Below are 19,656 nucleotides of genomic sequence, written 5' to 3'. Positions count from 1 at the left end.
CAGAAAATCAGGTTTGATGGCTCGAAACATCAAGAATAGAACCATCAACAAACAGAAAATCAGGTTTGATGGCTCGAAACATCAAGAATAGAACCATCAACAAACAGAAAATCAGGTTTGATGGCACGAAACAGCAAGAATAGAACCACCAACAAACAGAAAATCAGATTTGATGGCACTGAACATCGAGAATAGAGCCATCAACGAACAAAAAACCAGTATTGATAGCACTGAACATCAAGACCCGGATTGATGGCACCAACCATCACCACACTAAATTTTTTTTACACACCAATGCATAAATATACTCAAAGTTATATAAAAATTCATTTCGAGGTGAACGGAACATGAGCGGTTACCTGCTTCTTGAGAACGGCACAAGCTATAAAGGAAATTTAACCGGCGCGCACATCGGGGGCGAGATCGTTTTTTATACCGGCATGACCGGTTATCAGGAGGTGCTGACAGACCCGTCCTACCAAAATCAGATTATCGTCTTTACGTATCCGCTAATCGGAAATTACGGAATTAATGCTTCAGACTTTGAAAGTGAGAGACCTCAGATTAAAGGCGCTGTCTTTTATGAATGCTGCGAGCATTTTTCCCACTACGAGGCAGCTTACAGCGTGAAGGAGTACTTGAGCAAATGGAATGTTCCGTTTATCAGCCATGTGGACACAAGGTCTGTCGTCAAACAGATCAGAAAGCACGGAACGATGAAAGCAGAGCTTTCAGCCGAAAAAAAAGATCTTTCTATATTTCCTGAAAAACAGCTGCCGAGCATCAATGAAACCCTGACAACAGCAGGCGATGGGGATGTCCATGTTGCCCTTATTGATTTCGGGTTTAAAAAATCCATTGGGGCTTCCTTTTTAAAGAGGGGCTGCAAAGTGACGGTGATTCCTTATACAAAATTACATGAGCTTAGCTCAGTAAAGCCGGATGCCGTTGTTTTTTCAAATGGACCAGGAGATCCGAAGAGCCTTGCCATGTATTTGCCGGGGATCAAGAAAGCGACGGAAGACTACCCGTCACTCGGTATTTGCCTTGGCCATCAGCTGATTGCCCTTGCATACGGCGGAGATACGAAGAAGCTGCGGTTTGGCCACCGGGGCGCGAACCATCCGGTTGCTGATCAGGTTAAGGGGAAGGTGTTCATGACCTCCCAAAATCACAGCTATGTTGTGACGTCGCATCAAGAAGCGTTTAAGGTCCGGTTTCTGAATGTGAATGATCAATCAGTGGAAGGCATGCTTCATAAGTCGCTTCCAATCCTGTCCGTTCAGTTTCATCCGGAGGCACATCCGGGACCGGCAGAGAGTGAATACTTGTTTGACGAGTTTTTGGAAATGGTGAAAAAGACAAGGAGAGAAACGGTATATGCCTAAACGACATGATCTTAAAAGCATCTTGGTAATTGGTTCAGGACCTATCATCATCGGTCAGGCAGCAGAATTTGACTATTCGGGAACGCAAGGATGCATCGCGTTAAAAGAGGAAGGCTACAAAGTCATTCTTGTGAATAACAATCCCGCTACAATCATGACGGATCATGAGTACGCTGATGAAATTTACTTTGAGCCTCTGACGGTGAAAAGTCTCACAAAAATTATTGAAAAAGAACGGCCGGACGGCCTGCTTGCATCGCTCGGAGGACAAACAGGATTAAATCTTGCGGTAAAACTGCATGAAGCAGGCATTCTTCAAAAATATCAGGTGGAAGTGCTCGGAACAAGCGTCGATTCGATTCAAAAAGGGGAAGACCGGGAGAAATTCAGAAAGCTCATGTATGAATTAAATCAGCCCGTGCCGGCGAGTGAGATCGTGACAGACGCAAAGGAAGCACTCGCTTTTGCAGAAAGTATCGGCTACCCGATTATCGTCCGCCCAGCCTATACACTCGGAGGCAAGGGAGGCGGAATTGCAGAGAATGAGAAAAGGCTGATGCAGCTGATGAAAAGCGGGCTGAATGCGAGTCCCATTCATCAGTGCCTCGTTGAAAAGAGCATTGCAGGATTTAAGGAAATTGAATATGAGGTGATGAGAGACCGCTCAAATACGTGCATAACGGTGTGCAATATGGAAAACATCGACCCGGTCGGCATTCATACCGGTGATTCTATGGTTGTTGCCCCGTCTCAGACATTGACCGATCATGAGTATCAAATGCTCCGCTCCGCATCACTCACAATTATTTCAGCACTTGAAGTAATCGGCGGATGCAACATTCAATTTGCGCTTGATCCTGTAAGCAAACAATACTATGTCATCGAAGTAAATCCGCGTGTAAGCCGTTCCTCAGCTCTTGCATCGAAAGCAACCGGCTATCCGATTGCCAAACTTGCTGCTAAGCTTGCTTGCGGCTATACGCTGGATGAACTGAAGAATCCGCTGACACAATCAACGTTTGCAAGCTTTGAACCTGCACTTGACTATGCAGTGGTTAAATTTCCGAGATGGCCGTTTGATAAGTTTAAAGATGCGGACCGTGTTCTGGGCACAAAAATGAAGGCAACGGGCGAAGTGATGTCAATTGAACGGAACCTGGAGGCAGCCATTCAAAAAGCAGCAGCTTCCCTGGAGCTCGGAAACATTGGAATCTGGCATGAAGATACGGCCGGTCTTTCGGATGTGGAGCTTCTGAGCTTGCTGAAATACGCTACCGATCAGCGCTTTTTTGCCATCATGGAGCTTTTGAGAAGAGGCGAAACCATCCATGTTATTCATGAAGAAACCGGCATTGATTATTATTTTCTGAACATCTTTTCCTCACTTATCGAGCTCGAACAGCAGCTGAAGACTTCTTCGCTTGATACAATGACACGCGAGTTTTTCACCCGCATCAAGGAAAAGGGCTGTTCAGATGCATATATTGCCCACTTGCTGAATGTAAAAGAACCGGAAGTGTCAAAGGTGAGAAAGTCATTCGGCATAACTGCTAAATATAAGCTGGTGGATACATGCGCAGGAGAGTTTGAAGCGAGAACGAACTATTATTACTCTGCGTACTTTGGTGAGTGCGAGCTTGAAAAAGAAGCTTCTCCGAAAAAGAAGAAGGCACTTGTACTGGGTTCCGGCCCCATCCGGATCGGGCAGGGGGTCGAGTTCGACTATAGTGCTGTTCAGGGAATCAAAGCCCTGCAAAAGCTTGGATATGAAGCCATTATGATCAACAACAACCCGGAAACCGTCAGCACGGATTTTGAAACCGCAGACCGTCTTTATTTTGAACCACTGACAGTAGAACACGTGATGAACGTAATCGAGGCTGAGGGCATTGATGTCACGATTGTGCAGTTTGGCGGACAAACGGCAATCAATCTGGCTGCCGCACTTGAGGCCGAAGGAGCGCTTCTCCTTGGGACAGACTCAGAAACCCTTGATATTCTTGAAGAACGTGAACGGTTTTATCACCTACTTGACGAGCTTGAAATCCCCCATCTTCCTGGAGCAACAGCGCATCACGAGGAAGAGGCGCTCGCGGAAGCTGAGAAGATCGGCTATCCGGTTCTGATCAGACCGTCTTATGTGATTGGCGGAAAAGGAATGCTCGTTCTGGAAACAAAAGAGCAGCTTCAAAAACAGCTGAAAACAGCAGGCAAGCATTCGTTTCCTGTGCTGATCGACCGCTATGTAATCGGAAAAGAAGCAGAGCTTGATTTAGTGGCTGATGGAACCGGCATTTTCGTTCCGGCAATTATGGAGCACATAGAGCCTGCAGGAGTCCATTCAGGTGACAGCATGGCGATTATTCCTTCCCGATCAATTAGTGCAGAACTTAAAGCAGAAATGCATGAAGCAGCTCTGAAAATCGTGCAGAAGCTTCAATATAAAGGCATGATGAATATTCAATTTTTAATAAAAGAGGATGAGCTCTTTGTACTTGAAGTCAATCCGCGGGCAAGCCGGACTGCACCTGTTGTCAGCAAAGTGATGGATGTGCCGATGATCCGTCTTGCCGCTGAAGCGCTTGACGGAAAGATGCTCTCCCATGATTCAATAGAAGAAAAAGAGTATGTAGCTGTAAAATATCCTGTTTTCTCAAGCCATGCCCTTCAGAATGTTGATTTGCTGCTTGGACCTGAAATGCGGTCAACCGGAGAAGGCATGTGTCTGGCACCGACCATTGAAGAGGCACTTGGCAAAGTATTTGATGAAGAAGGCGGTAAGGAAACAAGTGTGTTTTTGGATACGCTCGATCAGCAGCTTCTCACTCAGATTGAAAACGCCGGAATGACAGCTGTCACAGAGGATTTTGATGAATGGGCCGATAATGTCCGCAATGGTTTGCTTGTGAGTCTGATGAAGGAACAATCAGCAGATCTAAGACTTAAAGCATTGGATAAAGGAATTAAAGTGTTTTCAAATCGGGAAACATTGGCCGCGTATCTGCAGGCGGCGCCAGATTACAAGGTGTACTCAATAAAAGAATTAACACGAACAGGAGTGAATGCGTGATGAGTTCAGTGAAACTTGCCCGGCCTAAGTCCTCTTTCTTTGGGAGAGACTGTCTGACCCTGCTTGATTATACAACCGAAGAAATTCTTCATATCATACACGAGGGCATGGAGATGAAGAAAAATCCGGTTCAGTCGGTGCTCTCAGGCAAAATCCTGGCGATGATTTTCGAAAAATCATCAACCCGCACCCGTGTTTCATTTGAAGCAGGCATGCAGCAGCTTGGAGGGAATGCTCTGTTTTTAAGCAGCCATGATCTGCAGCTTGGACGCGGCGAGAGCATTGCCGATACGGCTAAGGTTTTATCGGGTTACGTGGATGCTATTATGATCCGGACATTTGAACATGAAAAAGTCGAGGAGCTTGCCCGCCACGCATCGATTCCGGTCATCAACGGACTGACCGATACGTATCATCCCTGCCAGGCGCTCGCTGATTTAATGACCATCCTCCAGCTGAAAAAGACATTTAAAGGAACAAAGGTTGCCTACATAGGTGATGGAAACAATGTTGCCCATTCCCTGCTTATCGCATGTGCAAAAGTTGGAATGGATGCAGTCATTGCTCATCCGGAAGGGTATGGGCCGGATCCTGAAGTCATGAAAAAAGTTCAGCAGGTGTGCAAACAAACCGGAGCAGCTGTCACAGCTGTCACGAATCCTGCAGAAGCAGTGCAGGGTGCCGATATCGTCTATTCAGATGTTTGGACGAGTATGGGGCAGGAAGAAGAAAATGAAATCCGTCTTGCCGCCTTTAAGGGATACCAAATCAACAGCAAGCTCATGGCAGGCGCAAAGCGGGACAGCAGCTTCCTTCACTGCCTGCCGGCCCACCGAGGCGTGGAAGTGACAGCGGAAGTCATTGACGGCAGCCAGTCAGCGGTCTTCCAGCAGGCCGAAAACCGGCTGCACGTGCAAAAAGCATTGCTGAAGGAGATTCTTGCTGGATAAAAAAATTCCATCATTTTGCCGGCGGCGATTCAAGTTAAATCGCCCATACAAACAAAACACCCCTGAACGGTTTTATTCAGGGGTGTTTCCTGTTTCAAGAAAAAAGAGTCAAAATCAAAATAACCGGTCCTACAATAAAGCAGTAATAAGCAAAGTATTTCAGATTTCCTTTATCCATAATGCCCATAAACCACTTCAGTGAAAAATAGGACATAATGAGCGATCCTGCAAAGCCTGCTGCATATGGCATAATGAGCTCTTTAAAATGTTCATCTGCCAAGAGATCGCTGATGCCAAGGATCATTCCGCCTGCACTGACAGGTATAAACAAAAGAAATGAAAATCTAAGAGCTGTTTCCTGTTTTGTACCGAGAGCCATGGCTGCTACGATGGTAGCTCCTGAACGGCTGATTCCAGGTATCAGGGCTCCAGCCTGTGCAAAACCGATTATGACAGCATCCTTTACTGTCAAATCTCCGTCTTTTTTATTGCCCCGCAGATTTCGGATTAAATAAAGGGCAATACCCGTTACAATCAGGGATCCTGCAGCAAGCCTGACATCTTTGCTTGAGAGTACATCCTTGAATAGAATTCCGAAAACACCGGCAGGGATGGTAGCAATAATCAAATATAGAATAAATTGAAAATCTTTTTTATTCTCCGGATTTCTGTTTGCTGCGTAGCTTGCGCCATTTACAGTCAGCCGAATCAGATCCTCCCGGTAGATAAGCAAAACAGCAAGCAGTGAGGCTGCGTTGACAAGGAGTTCAAAGCTTAGTCCTTCAATTTTCAAGCCAAGAAAGTGCTGGGCGAACACCAGATGTCCGCTGGATGATACAGGGATTGGCTCTGTAAAACCTTGAAACAGCCCCAGCAGTAAATATTTCAGTATTAAATAAAAGTCTTCCATAAAGTAAATCCTCCGTTTCACTCCTCTATTTAACTACAGGTGAAAGAGGGTGTAAAGGCAAACTTAAGCGGGAATTTACATGGATTGACCTCGTTTAAACCATACTACAGATGTATGAAACCTTGAAGGAGGGAATCAATTTGGGGCAGCAGCACCGCTTTAAATCTGGCCAAAAAGCACCTAATAACGGTGTGTATGTAGAAATTGGGGAGACAGGTTCAATGGTTAAAAATCCCCGTAAAATAAAGCTTCAGGCAGGAGACCATTTTCCGGAAACGTCAAATGACGACCGTGAATGGACGTACCAGCGCAAACCTTGACAGCTGTGCATGCAAAAAACCCTACTGTTTTCAGTAGGGTTTTTTGCATGCAGAGTCGAAGTCAGGTATTAATGATGTCCCTCTGCCGATTTGTCAGGAACAACTTCACCCAAAATCAGGATGACAACGGTTACAGCTACAGCGAGTATAGAAGCAGTAACAAAACTATAGGCGACACCTGTCATAGAAGCAACAACGTATACCATCATTTGTATTAATAAAAACGTCCAGAAAAAAGTCCAAAAAAAGCGCAATCTGTTCACCTCATTCTTCAAACAATTCTATGTCCATATTATCATACATAGATTGAGGAATAAAAGCTTTATTTCTGCTGAACGTGACCATTTGATGAACGTTAATGGATGCCCGGACTGGGTATATATCCATTCGTTTTATAAGAAGTGAACATACGTTGTATAGAAGTTCAAAGTACGATTGAAAGGAGGTGGGCAAAGATGGGCATTACAAAACGTTTTTTTCAGCTTGATTCCGAGTGGACAATTATTCATTATCCGTATCAGCCGAATGGATTCGGGGTCTATATCTTCGGGGACAAAACTCATTTCGTGGATTCGCAAACAAGCTTCTGGCTTCAGCATTATGGAAGAAATCAGCTGCTTGGCGTACTTCTCGAAGCAGGCTATACGGTCTTTACGTCCAATTTGTACGGGGCAAATTGGGGAAGTCCGAAAGCACAGCAGCTCGCAATGAGGATTTATCATATAGTCATGAAAAAAGAAATCTTAAATGAGCGTGTTCACATTCTGTGCGAGGGAATGGGCGCGCTTGTTGCAAAGGAACTTATGAAATCAAGCGATAAAATCAGATCTGCTGCCATGTTTAATCCCTGCCTGAATCTAAGCGCCCACCTTGAAAAAGAGAGAGAGAACAAATTTTTCTACAAACGGCTTTCCCGCGAAATAGCCCTTGCGTATGACAAGGACCCAAAAGAGGCAGGGAGCATGACATTTGATGAAAGCTTTGATACAGCAGACATACCGGTTCATATTTGGCAGCGGATGAACAGCATCACTTACCCTTATCAGGACCACAGCAAAATGTATGAGGAGCACAGAAGCAAGCATGGAAATCCGATCGATCTCACGTTCCATCTTGCCGACAATCAATACAGATTGCATCATTCGGTCGTGAAGTTTTTTAAAGAAAATGAAAAAAATTTGTAGCCGGAATCGTTCCTGCATCAGGAACGATTCTTTTGCGCTGTTTTTAAGCATACGATTACTATAACGCTCTTATAAGGAGGATTCGTAACATGAAAAAAGCGTTCATTGCGGGAACCCTGCAGTTTGTCGGTTTTTCCCTCTGCAGCAGGCTGCTTGAAGAGGGCGTATGTGTTGATGGCATCAGCAATCATTATGAGGATGAACTCGAACAGAGAGTCGCTGAAGAAAAGCTGATGATGATCGGGAGAAATGCTCTGTTTCAAAGCGTGGATTCGGTTCCGGATGAAAAAGAGCTTGATATTATTTTCTGCTGCATTCAGGATCCTGCCGACAAAGAAAGCAGGATTCATGAAAATCTTCTAAAAGAGTGTGCTTCTCTTTCACTTACTCACAAAATCCCTCTAGTATTAATTTCATCGATGGAAGTATACGGTGAGAATCAGCTTGTCATTGATAAAAACACAGTACCAGCTCCGACAACGATAAATGGAGCAGCTCATTTAAAGCAGGAACAGACATTGAAAAAGCTATTTAAACAGTCAGATCTGCTGAAAATCATCCGGTTTCCAGGTCTTTACGGTCCGTGGCAGCCCAATTCGGGCAGCATTCATAAACGCATTGTTGCTTCCTTAACTGGCGGGAGCCCTGTTCAAGATGAAAAAGAGGAAAGAAGAGACCTGCTTTACATTGAAGATGCCGTTAATGCCCTGATTGAGCTGTCTAAGCCTGAAACATTTACAGGAGATACCATTCATTTGTCTTCCGGTAAAGAAAATCAGTGGAGAGAGGCTGCAGTGCTTTTGAATGAAAAAAAGGAAAGCGGGGTCGCCTGCAAAGTTTCAGAGGACATAAAATATACCGTGCGCAGCACTGTTTCGCTAAAAGATGGATTAAGCGCCCAAACCGAGTGGATCAGACAAAACCTCTATATTTTTCAGTCCCTTTAGATAAAATCTCCCATTTGCTTATTTATTGGGAAATATATCCTTGTGCCGAATGAGTCATACAGTCTAAAATATAGAGGAATCTAGACTAGCACAAGCTTAAAGGAGCTGCTTGCCATGCTGAAGAAAAGTATTCTCTTCGCGATGTGCCTTTTTTTTCTGGCTGGATGCGGACAACCCCGTCAGAATGAGCTGGAAAAAGTAGGCTTGCTTGTACCTGATACGATCAGCGATCAGGTTTGGGGAACGAAAGGATACAAAGGGCTTTTGAAAATACAATCGCAATACGGGGCCGAAGTCTTTTATAAAGAAGGCATGAATAATGAAGATGCGGTGAGAGAAGCCGTCAATGAGATGAGCGGCAAAGGAGTCAATCTCATTTTTGGCCATGGAAGCGAATATGAAGCCTATTTTGAAGGGCTGAATGAAGAATATGAAAATATCCGGTTTGTTTTTTTCAATGGTGATGCAGATGGAGAGAATGTGACTAGCCTCAACTTCAATGCGAATGCCATGGGGTTTTTTGGGGGCATGATCGCCGGGGAAATGACGAGTACCAACAAAGTGGGAATTGTTGCTGCGTATGAATGGCAGCCGGAAGTTGACGGTTTTTATGAAGGGGCATTTTATCAAAACCCTGATGTTGAAGTGAAGATTCAATATGTCGAGAGCTGGGATGACGTGCGGACAGCTCTGAATTATACAGATGAAATGCTTGCCGAAGGCGTGGATGTTGTATATCCGGCAGGTGACGGCTATAATGTACCTGTAATCGAAAGAATGAAAGAAAAAGGCCTGTATGCCATCGGCTATGTGTCCGACCAGTCAGACCTTGGAGAAACTACCGTTCTGACCAGCACGATTCAGCATGTGGACAGGCTTTATGAGCTTGTCGCAGAGAAATACCAGGCCGGGGAACTGGCCAGCGGAAATCTCTATTTTGATTTTCAGGATAACGTGATTGAAATGGGTACATACAGTCCGAAAGTCGATAAAGCCTTTCAGGAGAAAGTAGAGCAGCAAATTGAAACCTACCGGCAAACAGACAAATTGCCAAATCAGCTGTAAAGGAGAACTTAGAATGAGCCAGGATACAAAAACGCTTGAATTTATGCAGATTGCCATGAAATATCTTCCCGAGGCAAAAGCAAAGCTCGATGAAGCAGGAATTGAAATCAGAGCTGAACACCTTCAGCCGATGATGGAGCTTTTAACGAAAGTCATGAACGATGCATACGAACTTGGAAAAAATGAAGCAGGTAAATAAAAAAAAGCGCAGCCGGTGAGATAAGCTGCGCTTTTTTTATTTGAGCTTCTGTTTAAAATAATCCAGTATAGGTGAAAACTCTTTTACTACCGGCTTTAATTCTTTTATCGAGTCCATAATGTCATCAATCTGCATGAAAATGCTAAAATAATCGGTTCCGGACTGAGGTTCCTGCTCATCAAGAGCGGGCCTTTTTTCTGTTTCCTCCTGCTCTGTGCGCACCTCACGTCTATCGCCGAACATGAAGGAGTTGAAAAAATCTCCGGACTCATCCGACTGCCTTTTTTCGCTCAACATAAACACCTCTCTTAGTTTTCCTTACTGACAGTGTATGTTCTGATTCAAAAGCGGAGCGAGGCAAACGCACAGATTTGGATTGAAATTTTGAAAAGAATACGATAAAATTAGTACCAGGTAATAATAATTGATTCTAAAAACAAGCGAAAAAGGAGCTGCATATATGAGTGCTGGAATTATTGGGATTGCACGGTATACTCCGGACCGTACTGTAACAAATGCTGATCTTGAGAAAGTGATGGATACATCCGATGAATGGATCCGCACACGGACAGGTATTGAAGAACGCCGTCTTGCAGAAGATGATATGGATACTTCCGATATGGCTTACTATGCAGCTAAAAAAGCGATTGAAAACGCTGGACTGACTGCAGAGGATTTGGATATGATTTTAGTGGCCACTGTGACCCCCGATCAGCCATTTCCTACGGTTGCATGCATGCTGCAGGAAAAACTCGGGGCAAGGAAAGTAGCTGCCATGGACTTGAGCGCGGCATGTGCTGGCTTTATGTACGGACTGATTACAGCTCAGCAGTTCATTGAAACGGGCGCTTATAAAAATGTGCTCGTTGTAGGTGTTGAAAAACTTTCAAAAATTACAGACTGGGATGACCGCAATACAGCCGTCCTTTTCGGAGATGGTGCCGGAGCGGCTGTTGTCAGCAGCGTATCAGAAGGAAAAGGATTTCTTTCTTTTGAACTTGGCTCAGACGGATCTGGCGGAAAACATTTATATCAGGATGAAAAAATTGTGATGAACGGCAGAGAAGTTTTTAAATTTGCCGTCAGGCAGATGGGTGAATCGAGTGTGAATGTCATTGAAAAAGCGGGCCTTAAAAAAGAGGATGTTGACTTCTTAATTCCGCATCAGGCAAACATTCGGATCATGGAAGCAGCGAGAGAGCGTCTTGAGCTTCCAGTTGAAAAAATGTCAAAAACGGTTCATAAATATGGAAACACCTCAGCAGCATCCATTCCGATTTCACTTGTCGAGGAAATTGAGGCAGGGACGGTTAAGGACGGAGACGTTGTGGTCATGGTAGGTTTTGGCGGCGGATTAACCTGGGGCGCCATTGCTATGCGCTGGGGCAGATAAACTTTCAAATTATAAAAAAGGCAGGGTGTATACAGATGACAAACAGGCGAGTTGTTGTAACTGGACTTGGAGCCATTACTCCAATTGGAAGCGATGCAGCGTCCACTTGGGACAATGCAATTAAAGGGGTATCAGGTGTCGGCCCGCTGACGCGGATTGATTCTGCTGATTACCCTGCAAAAGTGGCAGCAGAAATCAAGGACTTTGATGTTGAGAAGTATATGGATAAAAAAGATGCAAGAAAGATGGACCGTTTCACGCAATATGCCGTAGCGGCGTCTTTTATGGCGGTTAAAGATGCACAGCTTGAAATTACAGATGAGATTGCACCTCGTGTTGGAGTATGGATCGGGTCAGGCATCGGCGGGATGGAAACCTTTGAAAATCAGTTTGAAACACTGCTGACAAAGGGTGCGAGACGCGTCAGCCCATTCTTTGTTCCAATGATGATCCCGGACATGGCAGCAGGCCAGGTGTCGATTGCTTTAGGAGCAAAAGGATTTAACTCATGTACGGTAACAGCATGTGCTACAGGCACAAACTCAATTGGTGATGCATTTAAAGTTATTCAGCGCGGTGATTCAGATGTGATGATCACAGGCGGAACAGAAGCACCGATTACAAGGATGGCGTTTGCCGGCTTCAGCGCAAGCAAAGCCCTTTCCACAAATCAGGATCCGGCAACAGCAAGCAGACCGTTTGATGCCAACCGCGACGGATTTGTCATGGGAGAAGGGGCAGGTATTCTTGTTCTTGAAGAGCTGCAGCATGCACTCGACCGCGGAGCACCTATTTATGCTGAAATCGTGGGCTACGGAGCAACAGGCGATGCCCATCATATTACGGCTCCTGCACCTGGAGGAGAAGGCGGCGTGCGCGCGATGAGAATGGCGCTTGAAAACGGCGGCCTGTCTCCGGAGGACGTTGACTATGTGAATGCCCATGGCACAAGCACTCCTTATAATGATAAATTTGAGACGCTTGCCATTAAAGAAGTATTCGGAGAGCACGCATACAAGCTTGCCGTTTCATCCACAAAATCCATGACAGGGCACTTGCTTGGAGCAGCGGGCGGAGTTGAAGCGATTCTTTCCATACTTGCCATCAAAGAAGGCATCATTCCGCCAACTATTAACCTTCATGAAAAGGACCCGGAATGTGACCTTGACTACGTTCCAAACGAGGCAAGAAAAACGGAAGTGAATGTTGCACTGAGCAATTCACTTGGGTTCGGCGGACATAACGCAACGATTATCTTTAAAAAATATCAATGATTTTAAATGCCTCTTTTTCTCGGAAAAGAGGCATTTTTATTTCGTTTTTCACCCTCCCTCCCGCCTCTTCATAAGATACCGCAGAGGGGAGTGCGGATGTTTTATGACTGTAATCAAGACAAATGAATGGCTCGAAGAATCAACCGATCATCTTAAGATTTGCGGACGGATGAAGCCGTACTTTCATAAAAACAGCACAAGGGAAATCAGCGGCTATTTGCATTCTTTTGGTATGTACAAAGGGGAAGAAACGGGTGGTCTGCTGCTTGCAGATTTGAAGAAAAACAAGGTGTGGGACATTGTGAGGGCGGATGAAGCCTTGCTCAAAAAGGAATGGTCAGGTCCCGATGTGCCGGTATTCATCCTGCCTGCTGATGCGGCCAACAGAAAAATGCGCGATGAATTTGGAGGGAAATCAGGTCTTGCCTTTCATGATAAACTCTTTCTGTTTTTGTCGGACAACAGCAAAAAAGAAATTCAGACAATCCTGACTCATGAATATCATCATGTCTGCAGGCTTGCAAAAGACCCGAAAAAGGAAAGGGACTATACGCTGATGGATGCGGTCATTCTTGAGGGCATGGCAGAGAATGCAGTCAGGGTGAGAATGGGGGAAGAGTATGCAGGATCCTGGACGAAGCGCTATTCGAAGGATCAGGTTCAGTCTTTTTATGAGAAAATCTTAAAACCGAATCTTGAACTGAAAAGCGATTCCAGAAAGTTCACCCAAATCATGTTCGGAACAGGCTTTTATCCAAAGATGCTGGGATATGCCGCAGGCTATCAGATTGTGAAGGATTACATGGAAAAGACAAAAATAAACATGACAGATCTCTTTTTTGTTTCGTCAGACGAAATAGTTAATAAGTCATTCATTAAACCCAAGTAAGGGTTTTTTTGTTGGTATTTTTTCCTAGTAAAGACAGTAATTTAATAATAAAGTTACAATATTTTAAAAATTCGCTTGCTTTTGTAAAACTTTTGTAATACTATACAAATATATATTTTCTGACTATTCAATGTTTACAAAAAGTTAAGATGATTTATATAATTGATAAGGAAATTCTTTACATCATAGGGCGGTGAAGGGTATTGTCAGTACTGTTGGAAGTTAAGAATCTGAAAACATATTTTTACAAAAAGAAGCAAGCTGTTCCTGCTGTGGACGGCGTTGACTTGAAGATACATAAAGGCGAGACGGTTGCACTTGTAGGGGAATCGGGATCGGGCAAAAGTATTACATCTCTTTCCATTATGGGGCTCGTACCAAGTCCCGGAGGAAAGATAGTAGATGGAGAGATTCTGCTAAACGGAAAGGATTTGGCCAAGCTATCCGAAAAGGAATTGTGCAAGGTGCGGGGAAATGACATCTCAATGATTTTCCAGGAGCCGATGACCTCCCTGAATCCTGTTCTGACCATTGGCGACCAGATTACAGAAGTGCTGATGTATCATCAGAAGCTTCCTAAAAACCAGGCTGTCAAAAAAGCAATTGAGCTTTTAAGATTAGTAGGATTCAGCCGGGCGGATGAAATTATTCATGATTATCCGCACAGATTATCAGGAGGAATGCGCCAGCGTGTCATGATTGCGATCGCGATGAGCTGCAATCCGAAGCTCCTGATTGCGGATGAGCCGACAACGGCACTGGATGTTACCATTCAGGCACAGATTCTGGATCTGATGAAAGATGTCAGCCAGAAATTTGATACTAGTATTCTCTTAATCACTCATGATCTCGGCGTTGTATCTGAAATAGCCGAGAGAGTAGTAGTTATGTATTGCGGTCAGGTCGTTGAAGAAGCGTCCGTAGAAGATTTGTTTGATGAACCGCTTCACCCTTATACACAGGGGCTCATGGCTTCGATTCCTTCAATAGACGGTGATATTGAGAAGCTGAATTCGATTCCGGGCAACGTTCCTACACCGGATAATCTTCCTGCAGGCTGCAGGTTTGCACCAAGATGCCCAAAAGCATTTGATAAATGTTTCAGCGCTCTTCCTGAGTTGACGCAGCATTCAGCTCATCGCTCTGTCCGGTGCTTTTTATATGATGACGAGGAGGCTGCCGTTCAATGAAAGTTGCAGATGCAGAAAGAAAGACAGCGCAGCTGAAAAACGATGAAACGATTCTTCAGCTGATAGATGTACAAAAACATTTTCCGATCAAATCGGGAATTCTTCAGAAAACTGCAGGGTATGTAAAGGCCGTAGATGGAATCAACCTGACTGTTAAAAAGGGAGAAACCATCGGAATAGTTGGTGAATCAGGCTGCGGAAAATCTACTGCAGGGCGGACGATTATCCGTCTGTATGAGCCAACCGGCGGAAAAATTCTGTTCGATGGACAGGATATCACTAATTTACCCGAAAGCGAGCTCCGCAAAACCGTCCGGAAAAATATTCAGATGGTGTTTCAGGATCCGTTTGCTTCATTAAATCCGAGAAAAACATTAGGTTCCATCATTAAAGAACCGATGAATACCCATAATCTTTACAGAGGGAAAGAAAGAACCGAAAAAGTAGAAGAGCTGCTTGAAAAAGTAGGATTGAATGCTTCCTTCATCAACCGCTATCCTCACGAATTTTCAGGAGGGCAGCGCCAGAGAATCGGGATCGCGCGGGCAATCGCCCTGAATCCTCAGATGGTCATTGCAGATGAAGCTGTGTCGGCGCTTGATGTATCGATTCAGGCACAGATTATTAATCTATTAGAAGATCTGCAGGATGAGTTTAACCTGACCTATATGTTCATCTCGCATGACTTGAGTGTTGTAAGGCACATAAGCGACCGTGTCGGAGTGATGTATCTCGGCAAAATGATGGAGCTTGCTGATAAAAACAGCCTCTACTCTGAGCCGCTGCATCCTTATACTCAAGCACTGCTTTCAGCCGTTCCGGTTCCTAGAAAAGCAGGTATGGCAAGACGGGAGCGCATCGTCCTGAAGGGAGAATTGCCGAGCCCGGCAAATCCTCCGCAAGGCTGCGTCTTCCATACAAGATGTCCGGCTGCTACAAGCGCCTGCCGCGAAGCCGTTCCTCAATTTAAAGAAGTAAAGAAAAATCACTTTGTTGCTTGCCATCTTTATTGATGGCAAGATCAGCATACATCACACTCTTGAAGGGGGGAGATGGCAGAAGCCATAACTTGTCAGTCAAGAAGTCTAAAAATTAAAAATTTTCTAAGGGGGAAATACGAAGTGAAACAACGTAAAGGTTTATTTACACTGCTTAGCTTACTGCTTGTATTCTCGTTGTTCCTTGCTGCGTGCAACAACGGCGCGGGCGACAAACCTGCTTCAGGTTCTGGCGGCAAAGAAAAACCGGCTGAAGATGCCGGCGAACCGCAAATGGGCGGAGATTTGGTAGTTGGAACGATTGGCGGACCAACATTGTTTAACCCAATGTATTCTACAGATGCTTCAAGCTCTGATATCGAAGGCTTCATCTTTGACGGACTTGTGTCTTCTGACACTGAGTTCAACCCGACTTTGCACCTCGCTGAAAAAATCGACGTGTCTGAAGACGGTTTAACGTACACTGTAAAAATCAGAGAAGATGTTAAATTCCACGACGGCGAACAGCTTACTGCAGATGACGTAGTATTTACATACGGCATCCCTAAAAGCCCTGACTATGTCGGTGAGCGCGGATCTGGTTTTGAATCTTTAGAAACAGTAACTAAAAAAGGCGACTTTGAAGTAGAATTCAAGCTTAACAAGAAAGATGCTTCATTCTACCCTGTTTCTCTAAGCTACGGAATCCTTCCTGAGCATATCCTTGGAAAAGTTCCAGTGGGTGAGCTTGGCGAGAACGAATTCAACACAAAATCTCCAATCGGTACAGGCCCATTCAAATTTGTTGAGTGGAAAGACGGAGAATATGTAAAAGTTGAGAAGAACAAAGATTACTTCCTTGGCGAGCCATACCTTGATTCAATCACGTACAAAATCGTTCCTGACCAGGATGCGCTTCTTGCACAGCTTCAAGCTGGCGATGTTCAATTCACAGAAGTACCAGGTACTGACATTGAAACAGTAAAAAGCACGTTCAGCGGCGTAAAAGTTGAGTCTGGCTTAGGTCTTTCTTACACTTACATCGGCTGGAACCAAAAGAACGACCTTTTCAAAGATGTTAAAGTACGCCAGGCTCTAACAATGGCTCTTGACAGAGACGCTATGGTTTCATCTGTTATGAACGGCGACGGTGAAGTAGCTCACGTTCCTGAGAGCCCGCTTTCTTTCGCATACAGCGACGATGTGCCAAAGTTCAATTATGATGTTGAAAAAGCAAAATCTATGCTTAAAGAAGCAGGATGGGAAGATACTGACGGCGACGGCATTCTTGACAAAGACGGCAAGAAATTCTCATTCTCTCTAAAAACGAACCAAGGTAACAAAATCCGTGAAGATATCGCGGTTGTTGTACAGCAGCAATTAAAAGAAATCGGTATCGAAGTTAAGCCTGAGATCATCGAGTTCTCTGCTTTCATCGAGCAGGTTTCTGCACCAAACTGGGATTTCGATGCAATGATCTTAGGATGGAGCTTGTCTACTTTCCCTGATCAATATGACATCTTCCACTCAAGCCAAATTGCTGAAGGCTTAAACATGACTGATTACACAAACAAAGAAGCAGACAAGTTAATGGAAGAAGCGAAACAAATTCTTGATCAAGATGAGTATGCTACAAAGTATGCTGACATCTACAAGCTTATTGCTGAAGACCAGCCATACACATTCCTGTACTATCCAAACGTTCACCGCGTAATGCCTGAAAATCTTCAAGGCTACGAGTTTAACGCGAAGTCTGAATACTACAATGTCCACAAATGGTGGTTAAAACAGTAATCACTGATTACTGACACACTTCAGGAAACGTGCAAAGGGAAGGGAGTATCCCTTCCCTTGTTTTTATGAAGCAGAATTTGCACATTCTGATTGAATTTGAAAATTGAACGAGTCTGTTTGTTTTTGGACCCTGTTTTTACCTATAGAAAATTGAGAAGGAAAGGGGAGATCTAGCTGTGCTTACTTATATCGTCCGCCGAACATTGATGGCTATTCCCTTATTGTTAGGTATTACAATTATCTCGTTTGCGATTATCAGACTTGCGCCTGGAGACCCGACAACACTTTTGATGGATCCGACCATCAGCCCTGCTGATAAAGCAAAATTTATGGAGAAATACGGATTAAATGATCCTGTTCACATTCAGTATTTGAAATGGCTTGGAAGCATGGTGCAGGGTGACTTCGGTACATCGCTTATCCGTAAGGGTGTGCCTGTAAGCGAAATGATTATGAACCGTTTGCCGAATACGTTATTGCTAATGGTTGTCTCAACTGTTCTAGCTCTGATCATTGCCATTCCATTTGGCATCATCTCTGCAGCAAGACCTTACACAAAAGTTGATTACACTGTATCTGTCACTTCTTTCCTTGGACTGGCTACCCCGAACTTCTGGCTCGGTCTTATTCTGATCATGGTCTTTGCCGTGCAGCTCAACTGGTTCCCGACCGGAGGAACCTCAACCTTGAATGCCGAATTCAGCATATGGGACAGGATTCACCATCTCATGCTGCCTGCATTTGTTCTTGCCTCTGCCGATATGGCGGGCTTGACGAGGTATTCAAGGTCAAGCATGTTCGACGTCCTTAAGCAGGATTATATGAGAACTGCCCGTGCAAAAGGGTTTAAAGAATCGAAAGTCATTATTAAACACGGCGTGCGAAATGGGTTGATTCCAATCATCACAATTTTCGGTCTGATGATTCCTTCCTTTATCGGAGGAGCTGTCGTTGTTGAGAAGATTTTCTCATGGCCTGGAATTGGACTTCTTTTCATCGATTCTGCATTCCAGCGTGATTATCCGGTTATTATGGCGTTAACTGTTATTTCAGCTGTTTTTGTCGTCATCGGAAACTTAATTGCTGACATTCTTTACGCAATCTTCGATCCGAGAATCGAGTACTAGGAGGGGGAGCACAATGGCACAAACTAACCTGACACCGGAAACTTCTGGTCAGCTGGCGGTTCACGGAATCAAAGCGAACCCTGACACGTTAACAAAAATATTCTTCAGAAAGTTTGCCAAAAACAAACTGGCTGTTGCAGGTGCTGCATTCCTGATCTTTATCATCTCTGCAGCACTCCTGGCACCTGTCATTGCACCATATGCTTATGAGACACAGGATTTGACGAAAAAATTAGTTCCGCCGGGCGGAGCTGAGAATTTGCTTGGAACAGACCGGTTTGGACGCGACTTGCTGACGCGTTTGCTTTACGGGGCGCAAGTATCCCTGCTTGTCGGGTTTGCTTCAGTGCTAGGTTCCATCACAATCGGCACGGTTGTTGGAGCAATTGCCGGTTATTTTGGAGGCATCATTGATGCCATTCTAATGCGATTTGTGGATATTGTTCTTTCTATCCCGCAAATTTTTCTTCTGATCACTCTTGTAACAATCTTTAAACCGGGTGTAGACAAGCTGATCATCATATTTGCCGTACTTGGGTGGACGACAACTGCGCGTCTTGTCCGCGGTGAATTCCTGTCGCTGCGCACACGCGAGTTCGTTCTCGCTTCTAAGACAATTGGAACGAAAAGCTTTAAGATTATTTTCTCGCACATTCTTCCGAATGCGATTGGGCCGATCATCGTTTCTGCTACCCTTTCAGTAGGCGGAGTTATTCTTGCTGAGTCAACGCTCAGCTACCTTGGTCTTGGCATTCAGCCTCCGACAGCAAGCTGGGGCAATATGCTGCAGGATGCACAGAACTTCACCATTCTGCTGACATCGCCTTGGTACCCGCTATTGCCGGGTTCATTAATTCTCCTGACAGTTCTTGCCTTCAACTTTGTAGGGGACGGGTTAAGAGACGCGCTGGATCCAAAAGTAAACGAATAACAAGAAGAACAGCCAAGACATTGTTTCTTGGCTATTTTTTATTGTAAA

19 protein-coding genes are annotated in these 19,656 nt (G+C 44.6%); 16 read left to right on the top strand and 3 right to left on the bottom strand.

Features of this window, described 5'->3' with window-relative positions; all coding sequences use genetic code 11:
• The first annotated feature begins 347 nt into the window (after nt 1-347).
• From RKD52_RS16815 to argF, 3 genes are read left to right on the top strand one after another with little or no spacing between them, the layout of a single operon-like run.
• Nucleotides 348-1,388, top strand: a complete 1,041-nt coding sequence (locus RKD52_RS16815) for a carbamoyl phosphate synthase small subunit (RefSeq protein ID WP_454100612.1) — start codon at nt 348-350, stop codon at nt 1,386-1,388.
• Nucleotides 1,381-4,458 carry a carbamoyl phosphate synthase large subunit gene (locus tag RKD52_RS16810; RefSeq protein WP_454100611.1) on the top strand — a complete coding sequence of 1,026 codons (3,078 nt, stop codon included), beginning with the start codon at nt 1,381-1,383 and terminating at the stop codon, nt 4,456-4,458. The genes RKD52_RS16815 and RKD52_RS16810 overlap by 8 nt, the downstream gene beginning before the upstream one ends.
• The gene (argF, locus tag RKD52_RS16805; RefSeq protein ID WP_454100610.1) at nt 4,458-5,408 is read left to right on the top strand and encodes an ornithine carbamoyltransferase; all 951 of its coding nucleotides are present in this window, start codon (nt 4,458-4,460) and stop codon (nt 5,406-5,408) included. Before RKD52_RS16810 ends, argF begins: the two co-directional genes overlap by 1 nt.
• Nucleotides 5,409-5,502: 94 nt before the next feature.
• Here the strand turns inward: argF and RKD52_RS16800 are convergent, their stop codons facing one another.
• On the bottom strand, nt 5,503-6,318 hold the full coding sequence (locus RKD52_RS16800) for an undecaprenyl-diphosphate phosphatase (protein WP_454100609.1): 816 nt from the start codon (nt 6,316-6,318) through the stop codon (nt 5,503-5,505).
• A gap of 140 nt (nt 6,319-6,458) precedes the next feature.
• Between RKD52_RS16800 and RKD52_RS16795 the strand changes: the two genes are divergently transcribed.
• Complete coding sequence (locus tag RKD52_RS16795; protein WP_029282665.1) at nt 6,459-6,638, top strand: YjzC family protein; 180 nt, start codon at nt 6,459-6,461, stop codon at nt 6,636-6,638.
• Nucleotides 6,639-6,706: 68 nt separating this feature from the next.
• On the opposite strand, the gene RKD52_RS16790 is transcribed toward RKD52_RS16795, so the two are convergent.
• A complete protein-coding gene (locus RKD52_RS16790; protein WP_454100608.1) occupies nt 6,707-6,892 on the bottom strand; it encodes a DUF2929 family protein in 186 nt (61 codons plus the stop codon).
• 201 nt (nt 6,893-7,093) lie between these two features.
• Here RKD52_RS16790 and RKD52_RS16785 point away from each other — a divergent pair, with 201 nt between their 5' ends.
• The 4 genes from RKD52_RS16785 to RKD52_RS16770 all read left to right on the top strand — a co-directional run bounded on the left by RKD52_RS16785 (nt 7,094) and on the right by RKD52_RS16770 (nt 10,033).
• Nucleotides 7,094-7,822 carry a hypothetical protein gene (locus RKD52_RS16785; RefSeq protein WP_454100607.1) on the top strand — a complete coding sequence of 243 codons (729 nt, stop codon included), beginning with the start codon at nt 7,094-7,096 and terminating at the stop codon, nt 7,820-7,822.
• 89 nt (nt 7,823-7,911) lie between these two features.
• Nucleotides 7,912-8,769, top strand: coding sequence for an NAD-dependent epimerase/dehydratase family protein (locus RKD52_RS16780; protein WP_454100606.1), 858 nt, complete (start codon nt 7,912-7,914; stop codon nt 8,767-8,769).
• A 114-nt stretch (nt 8,770-8,883) separates the two neighbouring features.
• Nucleotides 8,884-9,834: a BMP family ABC transporter substrate-binding protein gene (locus RKD52_RS16775; RefSeq protein WP_454100605.1), complete on the top strand. Its 951-nt coding sequence runs from the start codon at nt 8,884-8,886 to the stop codon at nt 9,832-9,834.
• A 13-nt stretch (nt 9,835-9,847) separates the two neighbouring features.
• Nucleotides 9,848-10,033, top strand: coding sequence for a ComZ family protein (locus RKD52_RS16770; protein ID WP_029282655.1), 186 nt, complete (start codon nt 9,848-9,850; stop codon nt 10,031-10,033).
• Nucleotides 10,034-10,069: 36 nt separating this feature from the next.
• On the opposite strand, the gene RKD52_RS16765 is transcribed toward RKD52_RS16770, so the two are convergent.
• Nucleotides 10,070-10,330: a hypothetical protein gene (locus RKD52_RS16765; RefSeq protein ID WP_454100604.1), complete on the bottom strand. Its 261-nt coding sequence runs from the start codon at nt 10,328-10,330 to the stop codon at nt 10,070-10,072.
• Nucleotides 10,331-10,493: 163 nt separating this feature from the next.
• On the opposite strand from RKD52_RS16765, the gene RKD52_RS16760 reads away from it, so the two are divergent.
• The 8 genes from RKD52_RS16760 (at nt 10,494) to opp4C (ending at nt 19,608) form a co-directional block, all read left to right on the top strand.
• A complete protein-coding gene (locus tag RKD52_RS16760; RefSeq protein ID WP_454100603.1) occupies nt 10,494-11,426 on the top strand; it encodes a beta-ketoacyl-ACP synthase III in 933 nt (310 codons plus the stop codon).
• Nucleotides 11,427-11,461: 35 nt separating this feature from the next.
• Nucleotides 11,462-12,700 carry a beta-ketoacyl-ACP synthase II gene (gene fabF, locus RKD52_RS16755; RefSeq protein ID WP_454100602.1) on the top strand — a complete coding sequence of 413 codons (1,239 nt, stop codon included), beginning with the start codon at nt 11,462-11,464 and terminating at the stop codon, nt 12,698-12,700.
• A gap of 103 nt (nt 12,701-12,803) precedes the next feature.
• Entirely contained in the window at nt 12,804-13,589 is a 786-nt protein-coding gene (locus RKD52_RS16750; RefSeq protein ID WP_454100601.1) for a DUF2268 domain-containing protein, read from the top strand.
• A 203-nt stretch (nt 13,590-13,792) separates the two neighbouring features.
• On the top strand, nt 13,793-14,779 hold the full coding sequence (locus RKD52_RS16745; RefSeq protein WP_369732211.1) for an ABC transporter ATP-binding protein: 987 nt from the start codon (nt 13,793-13,795) through the stop codon (nt 14,777-14,779).
• Nucleotides 14,776-15,792: an ABC transporter ATP-binding protein gene (locus tag RKD52_RS16740; protein WP_454100600.1), complete on the top strand. Its 1,017-nt coding sequence runs from the start codon at nt 14,776-14,778 to the stop codon at nt 15,790-15,792. Before RKD52_RS16745 ends, RKD52_RS16740 begins: the two co-directional genes overlap by 4 nt.
• Nucleotides 15,793-15,900: 108 nt before the next feature.
• Entirely contained in the window at nt 15,901-17,550 is a 1,650-nt protein-coding gene (locus tag RKD52_RS16735; protein WP_454100599.1) for a peptide-binding protein, read from the top strand.
• 176 nt (nt 17,551-17,726) lie between these two features.
• Nucleotides 17,727-18,677, top strand: a complete 951-nt coding sequence (locus RKD52_RS16730) for an ABC transporter permease (RefSeq protein WP_454100598.1) — start codon at nt 17,727-17,729, stop codon at nt 18,675-18,677.
• 13 nt (nt 18,678-18,690) lie between these two features.
• Nucleotides 18,691-19,608, top strand: a complete 918-nt coding sequence (opp4C, locus tag RKD52_RS16725; RefSeq protein ID WP_454100597.1) for an oligopeptide ABC transporter permease — start codon at nt 18,691-18,693, stop codon at nt 19,606-19,608.
• Nucleotides 19,609-19,656: the final 48 nt, after the last annotated feature.

The sequence above is a fragment of the Metabacillus sp. SLBN-84 genome (genome assembly GCF_053629595.1).
The sequence above is the reverse complement of the archived record's forward strand: the minus strand, read 5'-3'. Positions and strand labels throughout refer to the sequence as shown.